The organism is Streptomyces sp. NPDC056373, assembly GCF_042262425.1.
GTDB lineage: Bacteria > Actinomycetota > Actinomycetes > Streptomycetales > Streptomycetaceae > Streptomyces.
Window position 1 is genome coordinate 322,753 of record NZ_JBHJPX010000006.1, and the last position, 24,846, is coordinate 347,598.

The 24,846-nt window shown below is 70.8% G+C and carries 25 protein-coding genes, 1 pseudogene and 1 riboswitch; of the genes and pseudogenes, 17 read left to right on the forward strand and 9 right to left on the reverse strand.

Annotation, left to right across the window (positions count from 1 at the left end):
- Positions 1–27: 27 nt before the first annotated feature.
- The 4 genes from ACFCXS_RS15105 to ACFCXS_RS15120 are packed head-to-tail and all read right to left on the reverse strand — an operon-like array spanning position 28 to position 5,973.
- Positions 28–543: a hypothetical protein gene (locus tag ACFCXS_RS15105; protein ID WP_376643680.1), complete on the reverse strand. Its 516-nt coding sequence runs from the start codon at positions 541–543 to the stop codon at positions 28–30.
- The gene (locus ACFCXS_RS15110; RefSeq protein WP_376643681.1) at positions 540–2,684 is read right to left on the reverse strand and encodes a hypothetical protein; all 2,145 of its coding nucleotides are present in this window, start codon (positions 2,682–2,684) and stop codon (positions 540–542) included. The genes ACFCXS_RS15105 and ACFCXS_RS15110 overlap by 4 nt, the downstream gene beginning before the upstream one ends.
- Positions 2,681–4,492: a hypothetical protein gene (locus tag ACFCXS_RS15115; RefSeq protein ID WP_376643682.1), complete on the reverse strand. Its 1,812-nt coding sequence runs from the start codon at positions 4,490–4,492 to the stop codon at positions 2,681–2,683. The genes ACFCXS_RS15110 and ACFCXS_RS15115 overlap by 4 nt, the downstream gene beginning before the upstream one ends.
- Positions 4,489–5,973, reverse strand: coding sequence for a tyrosine-type recombinase/integrase (locus tag ACFCXS_RS15120; protein WP_376643839.1), 1,485 nt, complete (start codon positions 5,971–5,973; stop codon positions 4,489–4,491). Before ACFCXS_RS15120 ends, ACFCXS_RS15115 begins: the two co-directional genes overlap by 4 nt.
- 87 nt (positions 5,974–6,060) lie before the next feature.
- Here ACFCXS_RS15120 and ACFCXS_RS15125 point away from each other — a divergent pair.
- From ACFCXS_RS15125 to ACFCXS_RS15195, 15 genes and pseudogenes are all read left to right on the forward strand, one after another.
- Positions 6,061–6,258 (forward strand): annotated as a pseudogene (locus ACFCXS_RS15125) (HNH endonuclease); the annotation flags it as partial.
- A gap of 43 nt (positions 6,259–6,301) precedes the next feature.
- Positions 6,302–7,720 (forward strand): MFS transporter, encoded by a 1,419-nt coding sequence (locus ACFCXS_RS15130; protein WP_376643683.1) that lies wholly within the window; start codon positions 6,302–6,304, stop codon positions 7,718–7,720.
- A gap of 41 nt (positions 7,721–7,761) precedes the next feature.
- Complete coding sequence (locus ACFCXS_RS15135) at positions 7,762–8,508, forward strand: N-acetyltransferase (protein WP_376643684.1); 747 nt, start codon at positions 7,762–7,764, stop codon at positions 8,506–8,508.
- Between the two features lie 257 nt (positions 8,509–8,765).
- The gene (locus ACFCXS_RS15140) at positions 8,766–9,398 is read left to right on the forward strand and encodes a hypothetical protein (RefSeq protein ID WP_376643685.1); all 633 of its coding nucleotides are present in this window, start codon (positions 8,766–8,768) and stop codon (positions 9,396–9,398) included.
- Between the two features lie 38 nt (positions 9,399–9,436).
- A complete protein-coding gene (locus tag ACFCXS_RS15145; RefSeq protein ID WP_376643840.1) occupies positions 9,437–10,933 on the forward strand; it encodes a protein kinase in 1,497 nt (498 codons plus the stop codon).
- Between the two features lie 143 nt (positions 10,934–11,076).
- Positions 11,077–11,727, forward strand: coding sequence for a SurA N-terminal domain-containing protein (locus ACFCXS_RS15150; protein ID WP_376643686.1), 651 nt, complete (start codon positions 11,077–11,079; stop codon positions 11,725–11,727).
- A gap of 189 nt (positions 11,728–11,916) precedes the next feature.
- Entirely contained in the window at positions 11,917–12,936 is a 1,020-nt protein-coding gene (locus ACFCXS_RS15155) for a nucleoside triphosphate pyrophosphohydrolase (protein ID WP_376643687.1), read from the forward strand.
- A 140-nt stretch (positions 12,937–13,076) separates the two neighbouring features.
- Positions 13,077–14,384 (forward strand): cytochrome P450, encoded by a 1,308-nt coding sequence (locus ACFCXS_RS15160; protein WP_376643688.1) that lies wholly within the window; start codon positions 13,077–13,079, stop codon positions 14,382–14,384.
- Between the two features lie 120 nt (positions 14,385–14,504).
- On the forward strand, positions 14,505–15,458 hold the full coding sequence (locus tag ACFCXS_RS15165) for a transglycosylase family protein (protein ID WP_376643689.1): 954 nt from the start codon (positions 14,505–14,507) through the stop codon (positions 15,456–15,458).
- Positions 15,459–15,686: 228 nt separating this feature from the next.
- Positions 15,687–15,855: riboswitch (cyclic di-AMP (ydaO/yuaA leader) on the forward strand.
- A gap of 4 nt (positions 15,856–15,859) precedes the next feature.
- Positions 15,860–16,558, forward strand: coding sequence for a transglycosylase family protein (locus ACFCXS_RS15170; RefSeq protein WP_376643690.1), 699 nt, complete (start codon positions 15,860–15,862; stop codon positions 16,556–16,558).
- A 262-nt stretch (positions 16,559–16,820) separates the two neighbouring features.
- The gene (gene eno, locus ACFCXS_RS15175; RefSeq protein WP_376643691.1) at positions 16,821–18,101 is read left to right on the forward strand and encodes a phosphopyruvate hydratase; all 1,281 of its coding nucleotides are present in this window, start codon (positions 16,821–16,823) and stop codon (positions 18,099–18,101) included.
- 101 nt (positions 18,102–18,202) lie between these two features.
- Positions 18,203–18,679: a septum formation initiator family protein gene (locus ACFCXS_RS15180; RefSeq protein ID WP_376643692.1), complete on the forward strand. Its 477-nt coding sequence runs from the start codon at positions 18,203–18,205 to the stop codon at positions 18,677–18,679.
- A 52-nt stretch (positions 18,680–18,731) separates the two neighbouring features.
- Positions 18,732–19,262, forward strand: a complete 531-nt coding sequence (locus tag ACFCXS_RS15185; protein ID WP_358326804.1) for a DUF501 domain-containing protein — start codon at positions 18,732–18,734, stop codon at positions 19,260–19,262.
- Positions 19,259–20,218, forward strand: coding sequence for an exopolyphosphatase (locus ACFCXS_RS15190; protein ID WP_376643693.1), 960 nt, complete (start codon positions 19,259–19,261; stop codon positions 20,216–20,218). The genes ACFCXS_RS15185 and ACFCXS_RS15190 overlap by 4 nt, the downstream gene beginning before the upstream one ends.
- A 253-nt stretch (positions 20,219–20,471) precedes the next feature.
- Positions 20,472–20,660 (forward strand): hypothetical protein, encoded by a 189-nt coding sequence (locus ACFCXS_RS15195; RefSeq protein WP_376643694.1) that lies wholly within the window; start codon positions 20,472–20,474, stop codon positions 20,658–20,660.
- Positions 20,661–20,737: 77 nt separating this feature from the next.
- On the opposite strand, the gene ACFCXS_RS15200 is transcribed toward ACFCXS_RS15195, so the two are convergent.
- Entirely contained in the window at positions 20,738–21,220 is a 483-nt protein-coding gene (locus ACFCXS_RS15200) for a hypothetical protein (RefSeq protein ID WP_376643695.1), read from the reverse strand.
- The gene (locus tag ACFCXS_RS15205) at positions 21,217–21,666 is read right to left on the reverse strand and encodes an ATP-binding protein (RefSeq protein WP_376643696.1); all 450 of its coding nucleotides are present in this window, start codon (positions 21,664–21,666) and stop codon (positions 21,217–21,219) included. The genes ACFCXS_RS15200 and ACFCXS_RS15205 overlap by 4 nt, the downstream gene beginning before the upstream one ends.
- 240 nt (positions 21,667–21,906) lie before the next feature.
- On the opposite strand from ACFCXS_RS15205, the gene ACFCXS_RS15210 reads away from it, so the two are divergent.
- Positions 21,907–22,767, forward strand: coding sequence for a helix-turn-helix transcriptional regulator (locus ACFCXS_RS15210; RefSeq protein ID WP_376643841.1), 861 nt, complete (start codon positions 21,907–21,909; stop codon positions 22,765–22,767).
- Positions 22,764–22,985 (forward strand): DUF397 domain-containing protein, encoded by a 222-nt coding sequence (locus ACFCXS_RS15215; protein ID WP_376643697.1) that lies wholly within the window; start codon positions 22,764–22,766, stop codon positions 22,983–22,985. Before ACFCXS_RS15210 ends, ACFCXS_RS15215 begins: the two co-directional genes overlap by 4 nt.
- 58 nt (positions 22,986–23,043) lie before the next feature.
- Here ACFCXS_RS15215 and ACFCXS_RS15220 read toward each other — a convergent pair whose 3' ends face one another.
- The 3 genes from ACFCXS_RS15220 to ACFCXS_RS15230 form a co-directional block, all read right to left on the reverse strand.
- Complete coding sequence (locus ACFCXS_RS15220) at positions 23,044–23,385, reverse strand: hypothetical protein (protein ID WP_376643698.1); 342 nt, start codon at positions 23,383–23,385, stop codon at positions 23,044–23,046.
- On the reverse strand, positions 23,382–23,645 hold the full coding sequence (locus ACFCXS_RS15225; RefSeq protein WP_376643699.1) for a hypothetical protein: 264 nt from the start codon (positions 23,643–23,645) through the stop codon (positions 23,382–23,384). Before ACFCXS_RS15225 ends, ACFCXS_RS15220 begins: the two co-directional genes overlap by 4 nt.
- Positions 23,646–23,738: 93 nt before the next feature.
- Positions 23,739–24,830, reverse strand: coding sequence for a peptidoglycan-binding protein (locus ACFCXS_RS15230; RefSeq protein WP_376643700.1), 1,092 nt, complete (start codon positions 24,828–24,830; stop codon positions 23,739–23,741).
- Positions 24,831–24,846: the final 16 nt, after the last annotated feature.

The following is a 24,846-nucleotide window of genomic DNA, read 5'->3' on the forward strand; positions in this document are numbered from 1 at the left end:
CCTGAACGCGCCGTGCGCCCTGAGACGTCAGGTGGAAGCCGGCTCTTCGGAGCGCCTGAGTTGTTTGATCAGGCCTTCCCGGCCTCTGTCGAGCTGGGCTTGAAGCCGCTGGGTGTCTGTTTCCAGCTCCGCGTTCCTGAGTGCCAGGACCTGGATCTGGTTCGCGTACGCCGCCACGGTGGCACGCAGTTCCCGAATCTCGTTCGCCTTCTCCCGACGGACTTCCCGCTCTGACTGTTTCAGACGCGCGACCTCCTGCCTGAGCTCGTCGGACTCCGGGCGTCTGGCCTCGGGAGAGCTGAGAATCTCCTTGATCACCGTCGCGACGGGAGAGCGGTAGTACGAGGCCCGCGAGACGCCCGCCTCGGCGCAGATGTTCACCGCCGAGGTCCGGCCGTCTGTGATCTCGGGGCGGCCGAGCATGAGCTGCTCGAAGGCACGCATGATCTTGTGGTCGATTTCGGTCAGGCCGGGGTTCTCGCGGGCCAGACGGAAGAAGGCGGTGCGGACGGCCCGGAGGGTCTCGTCGGTGGGGTCGGTCATCGTCGGGGGTCCCTGTTGTCGGTGGCGCCGATTTCGGCGATCAGGTGGGTGAGTGTGGCCAGGTGCTCGGTGATGGCGAGCTGCTGGAGTCGTGGCAGGCCGGTTGCCTCGCCGAGTTCGGACTCAGCCATGTCGTGCGCTCGCTCCAGGCGAGGCAGATGGACGGCGGAACGACGTGAGTTGGGGCAGCGCAGGCACATGTCGAGCAGGGGAACGGGGCGTCCCAGAGGTTGGGCGCGCTTGCGGCACACGGCCGTCTCCGCGTGGTAGAAGCAGTCGTTGAGTACGCCTGGGTGCAGGGTCTTCGTCAGGTGGTGCAGCAGCGTTCGGAGCCGGGTGGGGCTGGCCACGGCGCCGGGCAGGTCGCCGAGTTCGCTGCGGATGCGGTCGAACTCGGCCTCGATGCGCTGGGCGGCGCCGCCCGCGGAGCGTCCGCCCTCGTTCCAGTCGTGGTAGAGGTCCTCGACGTAGTCGAGCTTGGCCACGGCCTCCTCGGCGGCGACCTCGTCGGCGAAGCCTGAAGCGGAGGTACCCGCGTAGCCCTCGAACATGGTGATCGCGGCGTGCTTGTACTGGCGGGCGCCCGCTACCACCCCGAACGGCTGATGGGCGATGTGCCAGGCGAGGGTCCGGCGGAACTGCCTGGTGTCGAAGGCCCAGGGAAGCGCCGAGGAAGCTTTCGCGTCTTCTCCGGCTTCGTCCTTCCTGTCCGGGGAGTGTCCGTTCGGGGACGCCGTCGTCAAGGGGATGTAGAGCTCATCCGCCGTGCTGAAGAGCGCGTTGAGGTGGTCACGGAAGGCGCGGATACGCCGGGGCACGTTGGTGAGGAGTACGTATCCGTTGCGGCCGCCGCCGTCGTAGCCGAAGAGGTGGCCTGGATCGTCGTTGATCTCTCTGAGGACGTCGACGGCCTGGTGCACGACGTGGAGGACCACCCACTCGGCTTCGTCCCCGCTGAGCTTGCGGTCCTTTCCCTTGTAAACCCGTCCGCGGAGTTTGTACCGAGGCCGCCCGTCGGCACCGGTCTCGGCAGTGGCGCAGTCGCGGGCCAGCTCACGCACTTCCACGTCCCGCATTCCCGAAAGGTAGGCGATGACGATCCAGCAGGCCGTGCGCAGGAAGGACAGCTCGTTGGCCAACGTGACGGGGCTCAGCCGCGGGCGCCACGGCCTGCCGGTGGCCGGCCACTCGGACATAGGAGTGTCCAGGCCGCCTTCCTCGTAGCCGATGTCCTTTGCGGCCTCAGCCATCAGCGGTCGCAGGTGTGCGGCGTTGCCGCAGCCGGTCAGGAGAGACACGAGGCTGTGGTTGGGGCTCTGCGGTACGCCGTCGACGATGACGGCGTCGGTCACGGTGTGCGCGGTCCCGTGGGGGAGCGCGGGGATGCCTCGGCCGCCCGCGCGGCGCCCGGCGATGAAGGCCACGACTCGTTCGCGCGCCTGACCAGCACCGAGATTCTGGCCCTTGCGTGCTGCTTCGAGCGCGGCGACCTCCCGCTGGGCGGCGAGGATGTCGCCGCTGGCCGTCTCCACGTAGAAGACCGCGGCTCGCAGCAACGGCGCGAGGATCTCCTCGGGGATGCGCGGAGTGGCGTTCTCGCCCTTGGCCCGCTGTACCCCGGCGACGCTGTAGGCACTGCGGCCGTTCCAGGGGAGGATGTCCAGCCGGTCCTGAGACAGGAACGGCCCGTGCGCCGCGAGGTGCTTGAGAAGCGTGATGTTACGGACGGCCTTGCCTGGCATGGGCTTCCACCGCGACAGAACGGCGTTGAGGTGCCCGCGGCCGACGGAGGACAGCCGCGGGGCCCCCACGTCCCGCAGGTCCTTCATCACGGCGATGAAGACGCGCAGTTCTGCGGCTGCCGCCGTGGCCTTCATCGGGCCGAGACCGAGGGAGCCCCGGTGGAGGCGGGAGGCGACGTACTCCTGCGCGGTGCGCCGTGTCACCGGATCGTCGATCTGCGTGAAGTCGAGCCGCCACGTCCGCCAGGTGCGGGGCAGCACGCACCGCAGATCCCAGATGTCCTCGGACAGGAGCGGGCCTCGGCTCGGCAGGCCCCGCGTGAGCCGCTCCGGGAGCACGTGCTCCGAGGCTGGGGACAGGTCGTGATCACCGATCCTCGGCTTGGGGACGACAGTCATGCGATGACCCCCAGGAACGACGGGGGCAGCAGCAGGCGATCGCCGTCGGCCTCGGCGATGGCCTGTGCCGTGGTGATCTGGCGTGTGTTGAAGCGGGCGCGGACACCATGGACGACGCGGTCCCACGCAAGACCGAACCGCGCGGTCCACTCGGCGGCGGGATACTCCTCGCGCTGTCGTTCCATGAAGTCCAGGAAGGACAGCAGGCTCGGCAAGTGGCGACTGGTGAACACCGCGTTCGGGCATTCCAGGCATCCCCAGGCCGGGACGGGGCAGGCCGCGCCGGGCTTGCGTGCGAACGGTGAGGCGAAGAAGTCGCGGCAGGAGGCGAGCCATACATCTTGTTCACCGGAGAGCGCCGACTCGATGTCCCGCGCGGTCAGTGCGGCTTGGCCGTCGTCTAGCCGGGAACCGTCGTCCGACAGCACCACAGGTGGGGCCAGTGCCGCGCCGAGCGCCTGCTCAAGGCCCGCCTCCACCGCCTGCTCATGGGTCTCCTCGTGGGCGCCGATGTCCGCGTAGCGCTTCGCGGCGACCGGCCGGGTGTGGCCGGAGGCGAAGTCCTCAAGTACTCCACCGGCCCGCAGGTACTGACGGGACTTGACGGTCTTGCGTACTCGCCGCAGGTCGAGGGCGACAGGCTTGCCGTCGCGGTCGGTGAGGCGGTCGAGTCCACGCTCGGACATCCACTGCCGGGTCACGGCCGACCAGCCGTGAGGACCGTCGTCGAAGGGCGCACGCGCTCGTCCATGACCACCGACGTCGCACCACAGCGCATCACTGCCGATCAGCGCACGGGTGCGCTTCGTCAAGCGCAGGGCCAGCCGGATCACGCCGCCGGGGAAGCGCAGCGAACCCCCGTCGGCGACCCTGACCGTCTTGTGCGTGGCACCCGGGGCGCGCTTCTTGACGTAGGCGACGCTGACGTATCCGCGTGCCGGACTCGTGAGGCAGTCGGAGCGCAGCCGCCGGATGCACTCGGGCTCCATGCCCGTCTGACAGGCGAGCAGGAGAAGGAAGGGCACCAGGTCCCGTGCGGTGAGGTGCAGACGACCATTGACCTCCTCCCTGCCGCCACAGGGACGCAGGATCTTGTACGAGGCGTCGTCGGCGGTCAGCGGGCCATGGTGCGCGATGTGCCAGAGGACGTTCTCCAGCCTGTCCCAGCCGTGTTGGTGCGGGTCTCGGCCCGATGCCGCCAGCTTCTCGCCCTCCAGGATCCGGTCGCGGATGCGGGCGACGTCGTCCCGGGCGGCGGTCTCCAACGCCTCGAGCACCGGGAACGGATAGGCGTCGAGTGGCTTCGACGCCCGGTGGGCCGACGTCGACGTGAATCCCAGGCGGGCGTGAAAGGCGGCTCCGAAGGCGTCAGGGTGTGCCTCGTGCACCAGCTTCAGCAGCCGGACGAGGTACGTCATGGTGAGGTACGGCTCCTTGCTCGTCTCTCCGTACTGAGCGATCAGACGCGCCTCGAAGGCGTCCAGGAGATCGGGCTCCAGGTCGCTCAGACGCAGGTCGGCAGCGAAGTCCGGGAGGGCAGCGGCCGTGAACTCGACGAACTCCCGGATGCGTTTGACGACGTAGCGGACGCCATTGCGGTCCCGCAGAGTGCCGGGGCTGCTGATGACGTCGACGAGGGCGTTGGCCAGGGCTCGGACGAGGCGCGGACACGGAAGGCCCGACATGTCGATGTCCTCGGGACTCCCGTTCAGATCCACGGTGAAGATCACGGGGCCGATCGTCGGCACGGGTTCGGCCGTGGCAGGGGACTCGACAGCGGCGGGAAAGCGGACTCGGCGCGGGCTCACCGATTCTCCTCCGCGTTCAAGCTGATCCGCTCGAAGGCGGCGGCCTGTTCGTCCCAGTCGCCGAGTGCCGCGAGCACGATCTCCTGGGCCTCGTCAAGCACGTCGAGGTACGAGTAGACGGTCGCTTCGTGGCGATGGCCGAGCAGGAGCTGAAGCTTGCGCAGAGGGTTGCCGATGAGCAGGCGCTTCACCTCCGCGTGGGTGAATCGGCGGTCCTCGCGCATGCCGAGCGCCCGGACGGTCTGCCGCAGCAGGAGGCCGAGCATGTGCACCGCGAACGTGTGCCGCAGGGTGTGCGGGTGGACGTCGAAATCGAGCCCGAATGCGGCACACCGCTCGTTCGCCCGTTGGAAGACCGACTGCCAGGTACTGCGCCGCAGCGGCACCCCGTTCTCACCGAGCCACAGACAGAGGGGGCCGACCACTCCTCCTCGGCCGTCGACCTGGACGAGTCGTGCCCGGTCCGCCGCGCCGATACGCGAGTAGGACCAGCTGGATCCGTTCTCGACTACGAGCGCGTGCCGGTTCGCCCGACGTACCGGCAGACGGTCCGCAAGCGCCTCGTACACGTTCTGGACGCCTCGTCGCTGCACCAACTCGTCCCGCTCGATACCGACGTAGTGGTGCAGGTCGCGGGCCACCCGGGGACGGACGTACACCGTGCGTGCCTTGCCGCGCTTTGCCACGGCGGCCGAGACGGTGATGTCGCCGATCAGACGTCGGCCGGTCACCGGCGGCAGTTCCGTCGTCAGCAGGCTCGCGGCCTCGCCCAACCGCATGCCGGTGCACACCAGGAGATCGGCGAAGAGAGCGTTGCGTTCGCCGTTGCGCCCACGCCACTTGGCGTCCGGGGAGCCGTCCGGCAGCAGTCCTCGCAGGCCGACGTCCCGCCAGAGCATGAAGTCCTCGTGCGACAGGAACCGGATCGGCTGCCGGGGCGTCTCGGGCTCGGCGTCCGCGTTGACACGTACTCGCTTCGGTCCCTGCGGCGACACCACGGTCTTGTCGACGTACCGGAACGGCTCCGCTGACAGCAGTTCCTCGTACAGCGACCACTGCACCCACTTGTCGAGCGCGGCGACGGAACGGTTCCAGGTCGCCACGGACACGCTGCCCGGTCCGTCGCCGTGCAGGCGTACGGCCTTGTATGCACGGAGGTCGGCGCCGTCCGTGTCCCAGATGGACTTGCCGCCCCGGGACTCGTGGAGGAAGCGGCAGTAGAGCATGACGTCGGTGCTGTAGGCGATGCGGCTGTTCTCCGATCGCACGCCCCAGTGCTCCAGGTCGCGCAGGAAGCGGTTCAGGTGGTGGTCGTAGCCGCCGTCCGGTCCGAGGATGAAAGGTCTGCCCTCGTTGGCGCCGGCTCGCTGAAGGACTGTGTCCCCGTCGAAGGGAAGTGGGTCGATGGGTGGCGCCCCGAGCGCCGTCCGGTGCAGTAGCACCAGCGTCCCGGCACTGGCATCCGCCTCTTCTGACTCCATCACGCGCGAGCCACCCTCCCCGGTGTGAGACAAGCTGTACGCGCACATAACGGAGGGGTCGGTGAGACAGTTACGGGTGCCGACATAAACGACCCGCTCAACCTTGTCCCGGTGGACGGGCCGACCAACGGCTCGAAGGGCGACTCCGGCCCGGCGTCCTGGCTGCCCCCGGACAAGCGGATCCGCTGCGCCTACTCGGTGCGCTTCGCCCAGGTGTCGCTGAAGTACGAACTCCCCGTCACGGCGCCCGACAAGGAGATGATGCTGAAGCAGTGCGGTGGGTAGGGCCCTGTCCTGTGGGCCCTTGGTGCCGATCGGAGGAGGACGGATGCCGGGCGGACTCATCGCGCTGGCGCTCGGCGGGTTCGGTATCGGTCTGACCGAGTTCCTCATCGCCGGGCTGCTGCCGCAGGTGGCATCGAGCTTCGCGGTGTCCGAGGCGGCCGCCGGCTGGCTGATCTCGGGGTACGCGCTGAGCGTCGCGGTCGGCGCGATCGTCCTGACCGCGGCGACGACGCGGCTGCCCCACAAGCACGTACTGGTCGGCCTCGTGGCGCTGTTCGTCATCGGCAACCTGCTGTCCGCCGCCGCGCCGAACTATCAGGTGATGCTGCTCGGGCGGATCGTGGCAGCGTTGTGCCACGGCTCGTTCTTCGGGATCGGGTCCCTGGTCGCGCGCGGTCTGGCCGCGCCGGAGAAGAAGTCGCAGGCCGTGGCGGTCATGTTCGCCGGGCTGACGGTCGCGAACGTGCTGGGCGTGCCCTTCGGCGCCCTCGTCGGTGAGCGGTGGGGCTGGCGAGCGGCCTTCTGGGCGGTCACGGCGATCGGCCTGCTGGCACTGGCGGGAATCGCGGCGCTGGTCCCCGCCGGGGCGGGCCGGGTGCGGCCGGGGGCAGGGGCGCAGCCGACCGCGGCGGGGAAAGCCGCGGTGGGGACGCCAGGGGCGGTGACGCCCGGGGTGGGGGCGCCCGAGGTGAGGACGCCAGGGGCGGTGACGCCCGGGGTGGGGGCGCCCGAGGTGAGGACGCCAGGGGCGGTGACGCCCGGGGTGGTGACACCAGGGGTGGGGACGCCTGCGACGGGGACGCCTGCGACAGGGGCGCCCGAGCCGGAGTCGGGTCGAACACCGCCCAGCGGCCTGGCGCGGCAACTGCGGGCCTTCCGGTCCTGGCAGGTCTGGCTGACGCTGGTGGCCACCGCCCTGGGCTACGGCGGGATGTTCGGCGCGTTCAGCTACATCGCGTACACGTTCACGGAGGTCAGTGGCTTCGCCCCGGCCGATGTCGCCTGGCTGCTGATGGTCTACGGGGTCGGCCTGGTCGTCGGGAACCTGCTGGGAGGGCGCGCGGCCGACCGCGACCGGGACCGGGCCCTGATCCTCGCCCTGCTCGGACTCGCCCTCACCCTGGTCCTGTTCGGGCTGCTGGCGGAGAGCGCCACCGCCTCGGTGGTCCTGGTCTTCCTCATGGGGGTGACCGGATTCGCCGGCGTGCCCGGCATGATCACCCGCGTCACCGACTTCGCCCACGGGGCGGCACTGGCGGCGAGCGCCAACGTGTCCGCGTCCAACGTCGGCAACGCGCTGGGCGCGTGGCTCGGGGGCGTGGCCGTCTCCGCGGGTCTCGGGTACACGGCGCCGCTCTACGTGGGCGCCGGGCTCGTCCTGATGTCCCTGGCCGTGATGGTGGTGGCCGCTCGGCGAGCCGGGTCCTCCCAGGAGGCAGCGGATCCGGTGCCGGCCCGGTAATTCGGTTCCGGGTGTTCGCCACCGCCGCCTACCGTGATCACATGGAACCGAAGATATCGAGCCTCGCCGACCGCCCGGACACGCTGGAGCGGGTCGTGGGGATGGCGGACAGCTGGCCGGAGTTCGTGATCCAGGACCTCGTGGGCGCCGCCCACTTCCCGCGGATCGCCGCCGAACTCCCGGAGTACGTCCTGTTCGCCGAGGACGAGCAGGGCGAGATCGTGGCGAACGCCTACAGCGTGCCCTTCGCCCTCGGCACCGAGCACCGCGGTGGCCGGCTGCCTGCCAACGGCTGGGACGCGGTACTGGTGTGGGCGTTCTCCGACCTTCGGCGCGGAGTCCGGCCGGACACCGTCAGCGCGATCTCGGTCTCCATCGCCCCGCAGGCACAGGGCCGCGGCCTGTCCGCGGTGATGCTCTCGGCCATGCGCGACAACGCCCGGGCCCGCGGCTTCCGCGAGGTCGTCGCCCCGGTCCGTCCCAACGCCAAACACCTGGAACCGCACACGCCGATGGAGGAGTACGCCCGCCGTGTGCGGCCCGACGGCCTGCCCCAGGACCCGTGGCTGCGCGTCCACGCCCGGGCCGGAGCCACGATCGACTCCGTGGCACCGGCATCCATGACGGTGGCCGCCCCGCTCGCGGACTGGCGCCGCTGGACGGGCCTGCCGTTCGACACCGACGGCGACATCGAAGTGCCGGGCGGACTGGTGCCGGTGCGCTGCGAGGTGGAGCGCGGGTACGCGGTGTACGTCGAGCCCAACGTGTGGATGCGGCACCCGCTGTAGCTGATCCGCCGTAGGCGACATCCGTCGTACGTGACATCCGACGTAGGGCATGACGCGCAGGACGGCCGCACGACCGCACGACCGCACGGCCCACGACCGGCTCGGGGGCGGGCTGTTCACACGAAGTGATCAGCATGACAACGGTTCGGTACAACCCGTGACCGGTTGTCCCTGTCTGGCTATACGCTCGGAATCCCGACAGGGTCTCTGTCACTCGCAGGTCCGTCCCCGACGGCCCCACCGGTCCAGGAGCAGTCATGTACGGCCACGGCGCGGCGCCGCCTCCCCGCAGCGCGGCAACGGTCATCTCCCTGCGTGTGCTGTTCGCCGCAGCCGGTTTCCTCACGTGCGGCGTCCTGGCCTGCGTCCCGCTGTTCCGGGTGGCCGCCCTGCGCGGCCGGGCCCTCGACTGGGTGCTGGCCTGGGTGAGCCTGCCGCTGTCCATCGCCTGCTTCGCCGTGATCGGCTCGCTGCCGGAGAACGACGTCCGCACCGACATCGCGCTGGCCATGATCCTGCTGCTCGGCGCGGGTGCCGCCATCTACTTCCTGGTCGTGGACATCGGCCACCACGGCGAGCGGCGGACGTTCGCCGGCCACGCGTCTCCCCACGCTCCGACCGTCCCGACCGGGGCGCACACCCCGTACGGCTACCCGCACCCCGCGCCGCCCTACGCCCCGACGCCCACCCCCGTCCCGCAGCCCCCCGCAGCTCACGCGCCCGCCCCGCACGACACGCCCCCGGCCCCGGTGCAGCCGCCCCCGTCCCCCCAGCGCCCCGCCCCCGCCCGCATCGACCAGGTCCGCGCCGAACTCGACGAGCTCAGCGACTACCTGCGCCGGCACGAGGCCGAGGGCCACAGGGACGGCCGGCACGAGGACGGAAGGTGACCGCGGCGGCAGGACGAGTCGTCGCCGGCCGCTACGAACTGGCCACCGTCCTCGGGCAGGGCGGCATGGGCCAGGTCTGGACGGCGTACGACCAGCGGCTCGACCGGCGTGTGGCGGTGAAGCTGCTGCGCCCCGACAAGGTCGCCGGCCAGGACGCGGAGGAACTGCGCCGCCGCTTCGTGCGTGAGTGCCGGGTGACCGCGCAGGTCGACCACCCCGGTCTGGTCACCGTGCACGACGCGGGCAGTGAGGGCGAGGAACTGTTCCTCGTCATGCAGTACATCGACGGCGCCGACCTCGCCGGCCACCTCGCCGAGCACTCCCCGTACCCCTGGCAGTGGGCGGTCGCGGTCGCCGCGCAGTTGTGCGCCGTGCTGAGCGCCGTGCACGCCGTGCCGATCGTCCACCGCGACCTCAAGCCGCGCAACGTGATGGTGAAGCAGGACGGCACCGTCACCGTCCTCGACCTCGGCGTCGCCTCCGTGATGGACGCGGACACCACCCGCCTCACCCACACCGGCACACCGATCGGCTCGCCCGCCTACATGGCACCGGAGCAGGCGATGGGCGGCGCCGTCGGCCCCTACACCGACCTGTACGCGCTCGGCGTGGTCCTGCACGAACTGCTCAGCGGCGACGTGCCCTTCTCCGGCTCCACGGCCCTCGGCGTCCTGCACCGGCACCTGTACGAGCCCCCGCTGCCCGTACGCCGCATCCGGCCCGAAGTCCCCGAGGCCCTGGAGGCCCTCGTGCTGCGCCTCCTGGCCAAGGACCCGCAGCACCGGCCCGCCTCCGCGCAGGAGGTCTACGAGCACCTGGAACTGCTCCTGCCGGCGCGCGGCACGCCCACCGGAGCGGCCCTCGATCCCACCCGCCCCTTCCTGCGCCCGCACGCCCCCTGGCCCGACCGTGCGCGCACCCCCGCGCCCCGGCCCACGCCGGCCACACCCGTCATGGAGGCTCCGGGGCAGACGGGCATCGCCCGCGCCGTCGACGAGGTCAAACGGCTCCTCGGCGAGGGCCGTGTCACCCAGGCCGTCGACATCCTGGGGGGAATCCTGCCCGCCGCAGCCGAACAGCACGGCACCAACTCCCCGGTCGTGCGCACCCTGCGCAAGCAGTACGCCGCGACGCTCCTGGACGACGGCCAGTACCGGCGCGCGCTGCCCGAGCTGCGTCGCCTCGCCGACGAGCGCGCCGCCGAGGCGGGCCAGGCCGACCCGCAGGCCCTGCGCTTCCGCTACGAGGCCGCCCAATGCCTCGAACAGCTGGGCGAGCCGGCCGCGGCGCTCGCCGAGTACCGGGCGGTGCTGCCCTACTACGAGAACCAGTACGTCGCCGCCGGCGGACCCGAGCTCGCGCACGACGTCCGGCGCCGGATCGGGCACCTCCAGCTCGCCCTCGGCGACCGCGGCGCCGCCCACGACACCCTGGCCCGGCTGCTGCACGACGTGGAGCGCACCCACGGCCCCGGGCACCCGCTCGGGGCGGAGATCCGCAGGACCCTGCAGTGGCTGGGGCAGGTCCGCGGCTGACGACCGGCCCGGAGCGGGGCGCGGCGGTGCCGGATGTCCCCGTGAATCGTTGGTCGAATGGGTTGGCCAGAGCCGGGCCACTGCCTACCATCGATCATCGCAAGACTTTGTGCACCGTCGCACAATCTCCTCGGGAGGTTTCCTTGCACCGCCGCCGTCGCACCGCGCTCCTCCTCACCGCCGCGATCGCCGCCGCGGCGCCCCTGCTCACCGCCTGCGGCAACGACGCGCATCCCGGCGCGGCAGCCGTGGTGGGCGGCCAGCGGATCACCGTCTCCCAGCTGGAAGAGCGGGTCGGCGAGGTACGCGCGGCCCAGCGGGCGGCCGTCCAGGACGAGGCCCAGTACCAGCAGGCCATCGCCAGGACCGGCACCCTCACCCGCGACACCCTGCACACCATGGTCCTGGACCGGGTGCTGCACCGCGCCGCCGAGGACGCCGGGGTGACCGTCTCCCGCAAGGAGGTCCAGGCGATGCGGTCCGGCCTGGAACAGCAGGCCGGCGGCGCCAAGGGGCTGGAGACGACCTGGCTCCAGCAGTACGGCGTCCCGCCGGAGCGCCTCGACGACAACCTCCGCCTCCAGCTGGAGGCCCAGAAACTCGCCGAGAAGCTGGGCACGAACACCGACCGTCCCGAGTTCTGGAAGGCGCTCTCCGACGCCTCCAAGGAACTGAACGTCGACCTCAACCCGCGCTACGGCACCTGGGACGTCCAGAAGAGCAGGCCTGCCGAGGCCAAGACGCCGTGGGTACGGGACGTCACGGCGGCGCAGACGCAGCAGCAGGGGATGTAGGGCAGCTGCGGACGGCCCCGGGGAAGGAAGGGACGGCCCGGCCCGTGGGCCCCGCCCCGTGGGCCCCGCCCTCCGGGCCTGTGGAGGGCCCCGTCGTCGGGCACCGGCCTCCGGGCCTGTGGAGGGCACCGGCCTCCGGGCCTGTGGACAACTTCGGGCGCGGTCGGCGGCGTGGGATAGCTTCGAACCGTGAACGCCAACAGCCCCGAAGCCACCCCGGGCCCCGAGCGGACCGCTCCCGACGCGGCCGTCGCCCCCGGCCGCATCGTCCTGCTCACCACCAGCCACCGCGTCGCCCCCGGCCTGCTCTCCTGGCCCGCCTGGCAGGCCCTGCACGAGGCCGACCAGGTGCTGTGCGCGGACGGCACGCATCCGCAGCTGCCGTATCTGCGAGAGGCGGGGATCACCGTCGCCGAGGCGTCCCCGAGCGCGCAGGAGCTGCTCGACGCCTGCGCCGGCGGACACACGGTGGTCGTGGTGGCGACCGGCGAGGGCGAACCGGCCCTCACGGACGGCCTGGCCCGCCTGGCCGGCACCGGCCGTATCGCCATGCCCGAGCTGGAGCTGCTGCCGGCCTCCTACGACCTCCCCGGAGCCCGCCTCCTCGACCTCGTCCAGGTCATGGACCGCATCCGCGTCGAATGCCCCTGGTCCTCCCGGCAGACCCACGAGGGTCTGGCGAAGTACGGCATCGAGGAGGCGTACGAGCTCGTCGAGGCGATCGAGGAGGGCGACCGGGACGAACTGCGCGAGGAGCTCGGCGACGTCCTCCTCCAGGTCGTCTTCCACGCCCGCATCGCCGAGGAGGGGCGGCCGGAGGACGGGGCGGAGTCCTTCTCCATCGACGACGTGGCCGGCGGCATCGTCGCCAAGCTGATCCACCGCCACCCGCATGTCTTCGGCGACGCGACGGCCACCACCCCCGAGGAGGTCAAGGAGCACTGGCTGCGCACCAAGGCGGTCGAGAAACAGCGCACCTCGATCACCGAGGGCATTCCCCTCGGCCAGCCCGGCCTGGCCCTCGCCGCCAAGCTGGCCTCCCGTGTCCGCACGGCACAGCTGGAGATACCGCTCCCGCCCGTCGAGGGCATCGGCTACGAGCTGCTGGCCCTGGCCGTCCGAGCCGAGTCGGAGGGCGTCGACCCGGAGGCTGCACTCAGAGCGGCGGCCCGCGCGTACCGCGACGCGATCCGTCAGGCCGAGGGCTGAGCGCCGCGTACACGGTGCAGGGCCGCCGCCGGAAGCCGGACAGCGTCGAGCCTCGACGGTAGAGGGCCGCCACCGCAAGCCGGACACGGTCGAGCCTCGACGGTGGAGAGCCGCCGCCGGAAGCCGGATACGGTCGAGGCGTGACCGACCAGCCCCAGCCCAGCACACCCGCGACCGCTCCCGACCTCTTCACCTGGGAGTTCGCGAGCGACCCCTACCCCGCCTACGCCTGGCTCCGCGAGCACAGCCCCGTCCACAAGACCCGGCTCCCCAGCGGAGTGGAGGCCTGGCTGGTCACGCGGTACGCCGACGCCAAGCAGACGCTCGCCGACAACCGGCTCTCCAAGAACCCGGCGCATCACGACGAACCGGCGCACGCCAAGGGGAAGACGGGCATCCCCGGCGAGCGCAAGGCCGACTTGATGACGCATCTGCTGAACATCGACCCGCCGGACCACACCCGGCTGCGGCGGCTGGTCTCCAAGGCGTTCACACCCCGCCGGGTCGCCGAGTTCGCGCCGCGGGTGCAGGAGCTCACCGACACTCTGATCGACGGTTTCGCGGCGAAGGGATCCGCCGACCTGATCCACGAGTTCGCCTTCCCGCTCCCCATCTACGCCATCTGCGACCTGCTCGGCGTCCCGCGCGAGGACCAGGACGACTTCCGTGACTGGGCGGGCATGATGATCCGTCACCAGGGCGGCCCCAGGGGCGGTGTGGCGCGGTCGGTGAAGAAGATGCGCGGCTACCTCGCCGACCTCATCCACCGCAAGCGTGAGGCGCTGCCCGCCGAACCCGCCCCCGGTGAGGACCTCATCTCCGGTCTGATCCGCGCCTCCGACCACGGCGAGCACCTCACCGAGAACGAGGCGGCGGCCATGGCCTTCATCCTGCTGTTCGCCGGTTTCGAGACAACCGTCAACCTCATAGGGAACGGCACCTACGCGCTGCTCACCCACCCCGGGCAGCGTGCCCGGCTCCAGGCGTCCCTCGCCGCCGGGGAGAGCGGCCTCCTGGAGACCGGCGTCGAGGAACTCCTCCGCTTCGACGGCCCCGTCGAACTCGCCACCTGGCGTTTCGCCACGCAGCCGCTCACCCTCGGCGGGCAGCACATCGAGGCGGGTGACCCCGTCCTCGTCGTGCTGGCCGCCGCGGACCGGGACCCGGAGCGGTTCGCCGATCCGGACGTACTGGACCTCTCCCGCCTCGACAACCAGCACCTCGGATACGGCCACGGCATCCACTACTGCCTCGGCGCCCCGCTCGCCCGCCTGGAGGGCCAGACCGCCCTCTCCACCCTGCTGACCCGCCTCCCGGACCTCCGGCTGGCCGCGGATCCGGCCGAGCTGAGATGGCGCGGCGGCCTCATCATGCGGGGGCTGCGCACACTGCCGGTGGAGTTCGCTCCGGTAGCCCCCGCTGAAGGTGACGAAACATCAGACCTGTGATCTTCACGTGATCTGCGCGGCATGAACTTGTGACAAGTGATCGTCTGCCGATACGTTCACCCATCAACGCGGAGGGATTCACGCCGCGTCGGTCACTGCTGTCGCGTGAAAGGTCTCCGTATGCTCTCCGGGAACGGTCGGCACCGTCGCCCCCGCCAGGCTCCGGCTCTCCTCGTCGCGGCCGGAGTGACCGGCTCCGCCATCGCGATCCCCCTCCTCGGGGCCTCCGGCGCCAGTGCGGCCGACGGCACGACCTGGGACCGGGTCGCGGACTGCGAGACCGGCGGCGCATGGAGCGAGAACAGCGGCAACGGCTACTACGGCGGCCTGCAGTTGTCCCAGGAGGACTGGGAGAGTCACGGCGGTCTGGACTACGCCGCGAGTGCCGACCTGGCCAGCCGCTCCCAGCAGATAGCCGTGGCCGAGAGAATCCTCGCCGACCAGGGCGTGGGCGCTTGGCGCACCTGCGGACTGCTCTCCGGCCTCGAGCAGGGCAAGGGGTCGGACTCGTCCGGGGCGTCCGACTCGTCCGGCGAGGTCGACTCGCCCGGCCTGCTCGACTCGCTCGGTTCGTCCCCCTCGGACGGCCCTTCCTCCTCTCCCTCGTCATCGCCTGACGCGTCGGCCTCGAAGGACGAAACCGCCAAGCCGGACAAGTCGACCGAACCCACTGGTTCGTCGCAGAAGCAGCAGTCCGACGACTCCTCGTCGGGCGCCTCGAAGAGCGACAAGGCCGACAGCGCCCGGCAGGGCGACGACTCCTCGCGGCCGGGCGACACCGGTTCCGGCCGCCACCGCGGCCCCAGTGCCGACGAGACCGGCGCGTCCGACGGTGGCCCCGAGGGGAAGGCGACGGGGCGTCACTCCGCGCCCGCCGAGGAGAGTTCCGGCGATTCCGAAGGCGCCTACATCGTGGGCATCGGCGACAGCCTCTGGTCCATCGCCGACGCCCTTCGGGTCAGCGGCGGATGGCACGCGCTCTACGAGGGCAACGAGAAGGAGGTCGGCGCCGACCCGAACCTCATCCTCCCCGGTCAGACGCTCACGGTCGAGGGCGAAGCGGACGAGAAGTAGCTGTTCGGGCAGTGCGGAAACGGCGGTCGAACTCACCCCGAAACCGGGTGAGTTCGCGCCCTGTTTCGTGGCTGATGTCCCGTTTGGGGCCCGTGAGAGATAGATCTCAGAAGCCCTGATCGTCTTTGAAATTCTCCGGATCACGTGTCTACGGTCGTGACCGCTCGCCACCGCGAGCCCCGGCTGCCGCAACGCCGAATCCTGCCAGCGGCCGTACGGGAACAGTCGTCGCGTCAAGCGCCGTAGGCAGGAGCGGGGGACCCAAGGTAGGTGCCCGACCGGCCGGTTGTGCCGGAAGGGCTTGGGGTGAAGCCGCGTCCCGTTTCAGGGACGCGGCCGGGCAACTCAACCGGCCCGAACCCGACAGCTCACCTCGCAGGCGTCGGTGAGGGGATCCATCCATGCTGTTTTCCGGCAAGGGCAAGCACCGTCGTCCGTCCAAGGCCACCCGCGCCGCCGCGCTCGCCGGTGTCGCCGGTGTCGCCGTCGCCGCCCCGCTGATGGCGGCCGGCAACGCCTCCGCCGCCACCACCTCCGAGTGGGACACGGTCGCCCAGTGCGAGTCCGGCGGCGACTGGTCCATCAACACCGGCAACGGCTACTACGGCGGTCTGCAGTTCTCCGCCTCCACCTGGGCCGCGTACGGCGGCACCCAGTACGCCTCCACCGCCGACAAGGCCGGCAAGGACCAGCAGATCCAGGTCGCCGAGAAGGTCCTGGCGAGCCAGGGCAAGGGCGCCTGGCCGGTCTGCGGCAAGGGCCTGTCCGGCGCCTCCACCGGCGGCGGCTCCTCGAGCGACTCCGGCAGCTCCTCGCAGAGCCAGCAGAGCCAGCAGAGCACCGAGTCCCGTCAGACCGAGCAGCAGCCGGCCTCCCGCTCCGACGAGCGCCCGGCGGCCAAGAAGACCGTCACCACCCCGACCGGCAAGAAGGTCAAGAAGGGCGACGGCGAGTACAAGGTCGTCAAGGGTGACACCCTCAGCTCGATCGCCGCGGACAAGAAGGTCAAGGGCGGCTGGGAGAAGCTCTTCGAGCTGAACAAGGACATCGTCGACGATGCCAACCTCATCTACCCGGGCCAGCAGCTGCACCTGAAGTAAGCAGCGGCCCACCCGGACCCGCCCAGGGTCCCCGTGCTCCCCGCCCCGGTGCGTCATCCCCCGTACGCGCCGGGGCGGGGTTTTTTCGGCGACCGGCTTTGTTCCGTTCAGAAACAATTTACTCTCGGTTCTGTCCATGGGGTGGGCGACCCGGTGGCCGATCGCCCGGAGCCGGTTAGGCTCATGTCGCGAGCCACCGGGCCCGCACCTCGCAGGGTCCGCGCGACCCGCGTCACCGCGTCACATGAAGAAGGAGATGCTCGTGCCGTCCATCGACGTCGTCGTAGCCCGGGAAATCCTGGACTCCCGAGGCAACCCCACGGTCGAGGTCGAGGTCGGCCTCGACGACGGCAGCACCGGTCGTGCCGCCGTCCCGTCCGGCGCCTCCACGGGCGCCTTCGAGGCCATCGAGCTCCGCGACGGCGACTCGAACCGCTACCTCGGCAAGGGTGTGGAGAAGGCCGTGCTCGCGGTCATCGAGCAGATCGGCCCGGAGCTGGTCGGCTACGACGCCACCGAGCAGCGCCTGATCGACCAGGCCATGTTCGACCTGGACGCCACCGACAACAAGGGCTCGCTCGGCGCCAACGCCATCCTCGGCGTCTCCCTCGCCGTGGCCCACGCCGCCTCCGAGGCCAGCGACCTCCCCCTCTTCCGCTACCTGGGCGGCCCCAACGCGCACCTGCTGCCGGTGCCGATGATGAACATCCTGAACGGCGGCTCGCACGCCGACTCCAACGTGGACATCCAGGAGTTCATGATCGCCCCGATCGGCGCGGAGTCCTTCTCCGAGGCCCTGCGCTGGGGCGCCGAGGTCTACCACACCCTGAAGAAGGTCCTGAAGAGCAAGGGCCTGGCCACCGGCCTCGGCGACGAGGGCGGCTTCGCCCCGGACCTCGGCTCCAACCGCGAGGCCCTCGACCTCATCCTCGAGGCGATCAAGGAGGCCGGCTACACCCCCGGCGAGCAGATCGCCCTCGCGCTCGACGTCGCCGCCTCCGAGTTCTACAAGGACGGCGTCTACACCTTCGAGGGCAAGGGCCGCTCGGCCGCCGAGATGACCGAGTACTACGCGGAGCTCGTCGACGCGTACCCGCTCGTCTCCATCGAGGACCCGCTGTTCGAGGACGACTGGGAGGGCTGGAAGACCATCACCGACAAGCTCGGTGACAAGGTCCAGCTCGTCGGCGACGACCTGTTCGTCACCAACCCCGAGCGCCTCGCCCGCGGCATCGAGGAGGGCGCGGCCAACGCGCTCCTGGTCAAGGTCAACCAGATCGGTTCGCTCACCGAGACCCTGGACGCCGTCGAGCTGGCCCAGCGCAACGGCTTCAAGTGCATGATGTCCCACCGCTCCGGCGAGACCGAGGACGTCACCATCGCCGACCTGGCCGTCGCCACCAACTGCGGCCAGATCAAGACCGGCGCCCCGGCCCGCTCCGAGCGCGTCGCCAAGTACAACCAGCTGCTGCGCATCGAGGAGATCCTCGACGACGCCGCGGTGTACGCCGGCCGCAGCGCCTTCCCGCGCTTCAAGGGCTGACCCACGCCCAAGTAGCAGCGTCGTACGTACGTCCCCGTACTCGGTCCCGTACCGTGTCCGGGGACGTACGCGCGTATGACGGTGGAGCGGGAGGCGGACAGATGGCCGTGAAGGACCGGGACCGGTTCTCCACCGCGACCAGGATCCGGTTGCTCGGCGAGCAGACCGCGGCCCGGGTCTACCGCTCCCAGACCAGGCGCCAGGCCCGCCGCTCGCGGCTCACCGGCCGGGCCGCCCTGCTCGCCCTGGTGATGTGCTCGCTGATCGTGGCCCTGGCCTACCCGATGCGGGAGTACGTCTCACAGCGCGCGGAGATCGACGACCTCCGGCGTGAGCAGCAGCAGGCCCGCGAGCGCGTCGAACGGCTGCGCGACCTGAAGGCGCGCTGGCAGGACGACGCGTACGCCGAGCAGCAGATCCGGCAGCGGTTGCACTACGTGATGCCGGGGGAGACGGGTTTCATCGTCGTCGACCCGCACGCGGCGAAGCAGTCGCGCACCGACCTGGGGGCGGCCGACCGCCCCTGGTACTCGAACGTCTGGGACGGGGTCGACAAGGCCGACGCCGCCGACCGGTGACCCAGCCCCAGCCAGTGACCTGAACCCAGAGAAAGACAGCCTGAAGACAGTCATGGAAACGCCCCCGCCGACCACCCCGCGCACCGAGCCGACCGACGCCGACGTCGAGGCCTTCAAGCAGCAGCTCGGTCGGCCCCCGCGCGGCCTGCGCGCGATCGCGCACCGCTGCCCGTGCGGACAGCCCGACGTCGTCGAGACGGCCCCGCGGCTGCCGGACGGCACGCCGTTCCCCACGCTGTACTACCTGACGTGCCCGAAGGCGAACTCGGCCATCGGCACGCTGGAGGCCAACGGCGTGATGAAGGAGATGACCGAGCGGCTGGCCTCGGACCCGGAGCTGGCGGCGGCGTACCGGGCCGCGCACGAGGACTACATCCGGCGCCGTGACGAGATCGAGGAGCTGAAGAACTTCCCGAGCGCGGGCGGCATGCCGGACCGGGTGAAGTGCCTGCACGTCCTGGTGGCCCACTCGCTGGCCGCGGGACCCGGCGTGAACCCGCTGGGCGACGAGGCTCTGGCCCTGCTGCCCGAGTGGTGGCGCAAGGGCGCCTGTGTGACGACCGCCGAGGAGGACGCCCAGTGACCCGTGTCGCCGCCGTGGACTGCGGTACGAACTCCATCCGGCTCCTGGTCGCCGACGCCGACCCGGCCACCGGTGAGCTGGTCGACCTGGACCGCCGGATGACCATCGTGCGACTCGGGCAGGGCGTCGACCGCACCGGCCGGCTCGCCCCCGAGGCACTTCAGCGGACCTTCGCGGCGTGCCGTGAGTACGCCGCGATCATCAAGGAGCACGGAGCGGAGCGGCTGCGGTTCGTGGCGACGTCCGCCTCCCGGGACGCCGAGAACCGGGACGAGTTCGTGCGCGGTGTGCTGGACATCCTGGGCGTCGAGCCCGAGGTGATCACCGGTGACCAGGAGGCCGAGTTCTCCTTCACCGGCGCCACCAAGGAGCTCGCCGGGAGCGACCACCTGCTCAGGCCCTACCTGGTCGTGGACATCGGCGGCGGCTCGACCGAGTTCGTCGTGGGCGACGACCGGGTCCGGGCGGCCCGCTCCGTGGACGTCGGCTGTGTCCGCATGACCGAGCGGCACCTGGTCCGGGACGGGGTCGTGAGCGACCCGCCCTCGCAGGAGCAGATCGCGGCGATGCGGGCCGACATCGAGGCCGCGCTCGACCTCGCCGAGCGGACGGTCCCGCTGCGCGAGGCGCGCACGCTGGTGGGCCTGGCCGGCTCCGTGACGACCGTGTCGGCGATCGCGCAGGAGCTGCCGGAGTACGACTCCGAGGCCATCCACCACTCCCGCGTCTCCTACGAGAAGGTCCGCGAGATCGCCGAGTGGCTGCTGCGCTCCACCCACGCCGAGCGCGCGGCCGTGCCCTCCATGCATCCGGGCCGGGTCGACGTGATCGGGGCGGGCGCCCTCGTGCTCCTGTCGATCATGGAGCGGATCGGCGCGCGGGAGGTCGTGGTGAGCGAGCACGACATCCTCGATGGAATAGCTCACAGTTGCGCCTCAGATGATCAATGGCCGTGACCTGCGACAACGCGCAAAAGAGGGCCCGCCCCGGCACTGGGGCGGGCCCTCTCGGCATGGAACGGCCCCGGTACCTCGCGGTAGGTACCGGGGCCGTTCGGCCCAGCGCGCCACTCGGGGGAGGGTGGCGGCGGCGGGCCCTTCCCGCTACCGGTGTAGCGGGGAGGGAGGACGCACGCGCCGGCGAGCGTGCGTCACGGGCGGCTCACAACAGGCGGGCGATTGAGGACGGCATGAACAGGTCCCGTGCGCGATGCTGCGCCCACACTCCGGCCGCGTCGTCGTCCTGCCGGCCGGCGTACGTCGGGCACAGCTCGCAGCCCTCGAGGTGCTGCGCCGGTACCTCCGCAGGGTGCGCCGCGGCGACGTGTCGCGCTACCTGCAACTGTTCCCAGAAGCACCCCGCAGGGTCGTCCCACATCTGGCCGAGCCGGAGCAGTAACCACGTGCACTCCTGGCACCCCCACATGAACGGCGGCGGCATGGGCAGTTCTACGGCCTCGCCCGACTCCTCAACCATCACCGGTGCCGGAGGTCTGTTGCGCCCATGTACGCGCGGCCGATGGCGACGACGCGCTCGAGGTGCGCGTCGATAGCGTCGGGGCCCGCGCCGGGCGGTATGGAGTCGAGAACGATCGTCAGGCACACTTGCCCGCCCGTGTTGACGTGGGCGCGCCACTCCTGCCCGGGGGCCGGTAGTCGCATGACGAACTTGGGGTGCCCGTAGTCGAGGGCGACGTACGGGCCGCGCATGATCAGGCGGGCACCGACATACGGCACGCGCTCGGCGGCCGGCCGTAAGCGCATCGCGTCGACCATGCCCAGTAGGCCGAGCTCGACCGATAGGGCATCCTCGTGCGGGCGCCGCGGGGGCGCGTGGCCGATCAGTACGTGTGCAATGGGTTCGGCGAGGGCGCCGCGGTGCAGCCACGTCGACACGGTGCAGCCGGCGACGAAGCCCGGGCCGGGCACTGCTCGAAACGTGAGGTTGTTGTCGCTCACCTCGCGACCTCCGCCCAGACCGCTTTCCCGAACGGCCGCTCGTCCACGGCCCACCGCACCGCGAGGCGGTCGACGATATGGAGGCCGCGCCCGCGGGCGCGCTCTCCCGACTCGTTACGCATCTGCGGCATGCGTCGCACGGGGTCGCTTACCTCGATGCGCACGCGCTCGAGGGCCGGCAGGAGAGCAACGGCGAATGAGTCGCCCGGCTCGGTGCCGTAGCGAACGGCGTTCGTGGCGAGCTCGGACGTGATGAGGCACAGATCGTCGAGCTGGTCGTCGGTGAGGGGCGGGTCTTCCTTGACCAGCTGCTCACGTACGAATGCGCGGGCCAGCTTGACGGCCTGCGGGCCGGACCGGAACACCTTCCGTGCCGGGAGTGCCGGTGGAGGCCCGGCCGGGGGATCAGAGCACTTGCGTAACGCGTCCGGCTGCATGTGCACCATGCAAACTCCCTACGCCCGTGGTGCCAGTTGGCGCGCATTTCGTAACGCCCGTCGGTGGCACTGTCACTTTTCGTGACACGAGAGTGCACCTAGTCCCCCTAGACGTGCAACCCTCTCAAGGGTGGAATGAGAATTTGCATATGCCCGCGATAGGGGCAGCTCACGAGAGGTCCGACGCAGGTGACATGGTTAGAGGCGAAGCGGCAGACTGTCGGGCAGGACTACGGAGGGGAGGCGAAGTTGAGCGGGCCAACAGTGCGCCGGCGCAGGCTCGGTAAGAAGTTGCGGGCGCTCCGCGACACCCAGGGCCTCACCCTCGAGGAGGTCGCCGCCAAGAGTGACGGCGCCTTCACGGTGGCCAAGCTGTCGAGGCTGGAGACTGCCCGAAGTGCCGCAAAGCCTACGGACGTCGACACGTTGCTCGACCTGTTCAGCGTTGACGATGCGGAGTTGCGCGGCGCGTTGTTGTCGCTGGCTCGTGAGGGCGCGCAACGCGGGTGGTGGCACAGCTACCGCGGCGTACTGTCGCCTGTGTATGAGGACCTGATCAGTCTCGAACATGAGGCGTCATCGGTCCGGTCGTGGCAGATGGGTGTGATTCCGGGCCTGCTCCAGACTGGCGAATACGCCCGGGAGATCATCACGGCTACCGCCATGTCTGCGGCCGTCGAGGGGCGCATCGATCCGTTGGTCGAGGTTCGCCTCGCGCGTCAGTCTGTCCTCACCCGTGAGTCGCCGGTCGGCCTGTGGGCGATCGTTGCGGAGGGCGCGTTGCGTACGACGTGCGTTGGCGAGGGCGTCATGCGTGACCAGTTGTCGCGGCTGCTCGAACGGAGTCGGCGGCCTAATGTGACGATTCAGGTTCTCCCGTCGGACGCCCCGCCGCATGTTGGGCAGATGGGCAGTTACTCGATCTTGTCGTTCGAGGAACAGGCAGACCTCGACGTCGTGCACGTCGAGTCGTTGACTTCGGCCCTGTACGTCGAGGAATCGGAACAAGTGGGCGTCTACCGGGACGCGTTCGAGCGGTTGCGCGCTGCTGCGCTGTCGCCCGAGCTGTCCGCACAACGCATCGCAGAGATAAGGGATAAGACGGAATGAACCACATCGAAGACGCGTCGACGCTCCCCGTGGCGTGGTGGAAGTCCTCGGCGTCTGGCGCTCAGTCTGACTGTGTCGAGTGCGGCGTCGTCGGCCCTGAGCGGATCGCGGTCCGGGACAGCAAGAACCCGACCGGACCCGCCCTGCTCTTCACTCGTGACCAGTTCGCCGGCCTCGTCGCTGGCCTCAAGGTGGGCACGTTCAACGCTCGCCCCTGAACGCACGAAAGCGCCCCCCGTTACGGCCGTAGGTGGCCGTACGGGGGGCGTTGCTGTGTCACTTGGTGGCGAACTGGTAGAGGGACAGCAGTAGGCCGCACAGGGCGATCAGGGCGGCCACGGAAGGCAGGGGCCATCGGCCGCGCTCGAGGGCGGCGAGGCGCTCGGTGTCGCGCTTCTGCGCTTCCGTCTCGCCGCGCTCGAGGGTGTCGAGTCGGGCGTCGTGGGAGTCGAGGTGCCGCGCGTGTTCCTTCAAGGTCTGGTCCGTGTGGTCGTGGCGCTGCACGAGTAGGGCGAGGTCGCCGGCCGTCCTTGTGAACCCGAGCTCGATCGATCCTCGGATGCGCTCGAGCTCGAGGGCGACCGCGGCCGGATCGGACGGCGACGGGTTGGTCGTCATGCGCGGGTGCCTCCGGGCCGGTCGTCTCGCATGCCGATGCCGAACCGGTCGAGCACGACCTCGAACGCGGGGGCGGCCATGACGCGGGCCACGACGCCCGCGACGACGGCGGCCGATGCGGCGGCGGCGACCAGCCACGGCGCGGCGACGGCGAGCTCGCTGGAGTCGGCGACGACGGCGGCGAGGGCGGGCAGGACGGCGGCGACGGCGGCGAGGGTCTGCAATCCGGTGCGGATGGCGCGCTTGGTCTTGTCGCTCATGATGGGTGCCTCTCGTGAGGGGGAAGGGGGCCCGCCCCGCGGCGCGGTGCCGGCGGGGCGGGGTCGAGCAGCTGCTCGAGGGCGGCGCGGTGGCTACGCCACGACGCGGAACCCGTGGCGGCGGCCGAGTGCGGCGAGGGTCGAGCGGCCCGGGATGCCGTCGGCGGCGGCGCCGCTGTACCCGCATCGGCGCTGCCACGCGGCGTACCCCTCGACGGCCTCGCCCCCGAAATGGCCGTCGACGTAGCGCTCGGCGAGCAGATCCTCGGCGGCGAGGGCGGCCTCGACGGTCCGGGCGCCCGCGTAGCTCACGGGGCGGCCCTTCTTCGGCGGGTCGGTGCGGGCCGCGGTGACCAGCTTGGACAGGTCGACGACGGGCGTTGCCTTGGCGGGCAGGGTGCCGAGCAGGGCGCGCAGACTCGCCGCCCCGGGCACTCCGTCGGCGTCGTCGCCCTTGTAGCCGAGTGCCTTCTGAAACTCGGCGTAGGCGCGGGTGTCGGCGTCGGTCCACTCCGGGCCCGGGCCGGACTTGTAGTGCTCGCCGTGCCCGCGCTTCACGAGGGCCTCACCCACGCGGGTCACGTGCGCGCCGTGGGCGCCGTACCCGTAGGTGAGTCCGTTGATCGTCACGGTGTAGCGGGCGAGCGACGGCGCGTTCGGCGCGGTGCCGCCACTGCTGTTCCCGGTGCCGGCGATCTTCTTCGCGCGGGTGACGATCTGTGGGAGCTGCTTGACGATCTTCGAGCCGGGGCACGACGGGTGGTTTCCCCACGCCTTCCCTCCCATGGCGTGGTAGCCGAGTCCGCGGTCGCCGGGGCCGTCGGCGACCTTGAGCGGTACGCCGTACTTGTCGTGCGCCCATGCGAGGACCTCGGCGCATCGGTCGAGTTGGGCGTCGGTGAGCTCGTCGCCGCCGCGGCCCTCGTTCTCGACGCTGAGCCAGTCCGGGTTGCCGGCGGCCTGTGCCCATGCGCGGTCGGCGGTGTCTACCCACTGGCACAGGGCGCCGGCCTTGCTGGTGCCGAAGTGGGACGACGCCTGTGCGCGGGGGTTCCTGAACCATGAGTCGGTGCCGTTGTAGGTGCCGGCCATGATGTGGACGACGACGCCCCGTACGGACTCCTGCCCGCCGTCGGTGTAGTTGGTGGGGATGGGGCGCCACTTGGCGCCCGGCATGCGTGCCATGTCGGGTGTCTCCTGG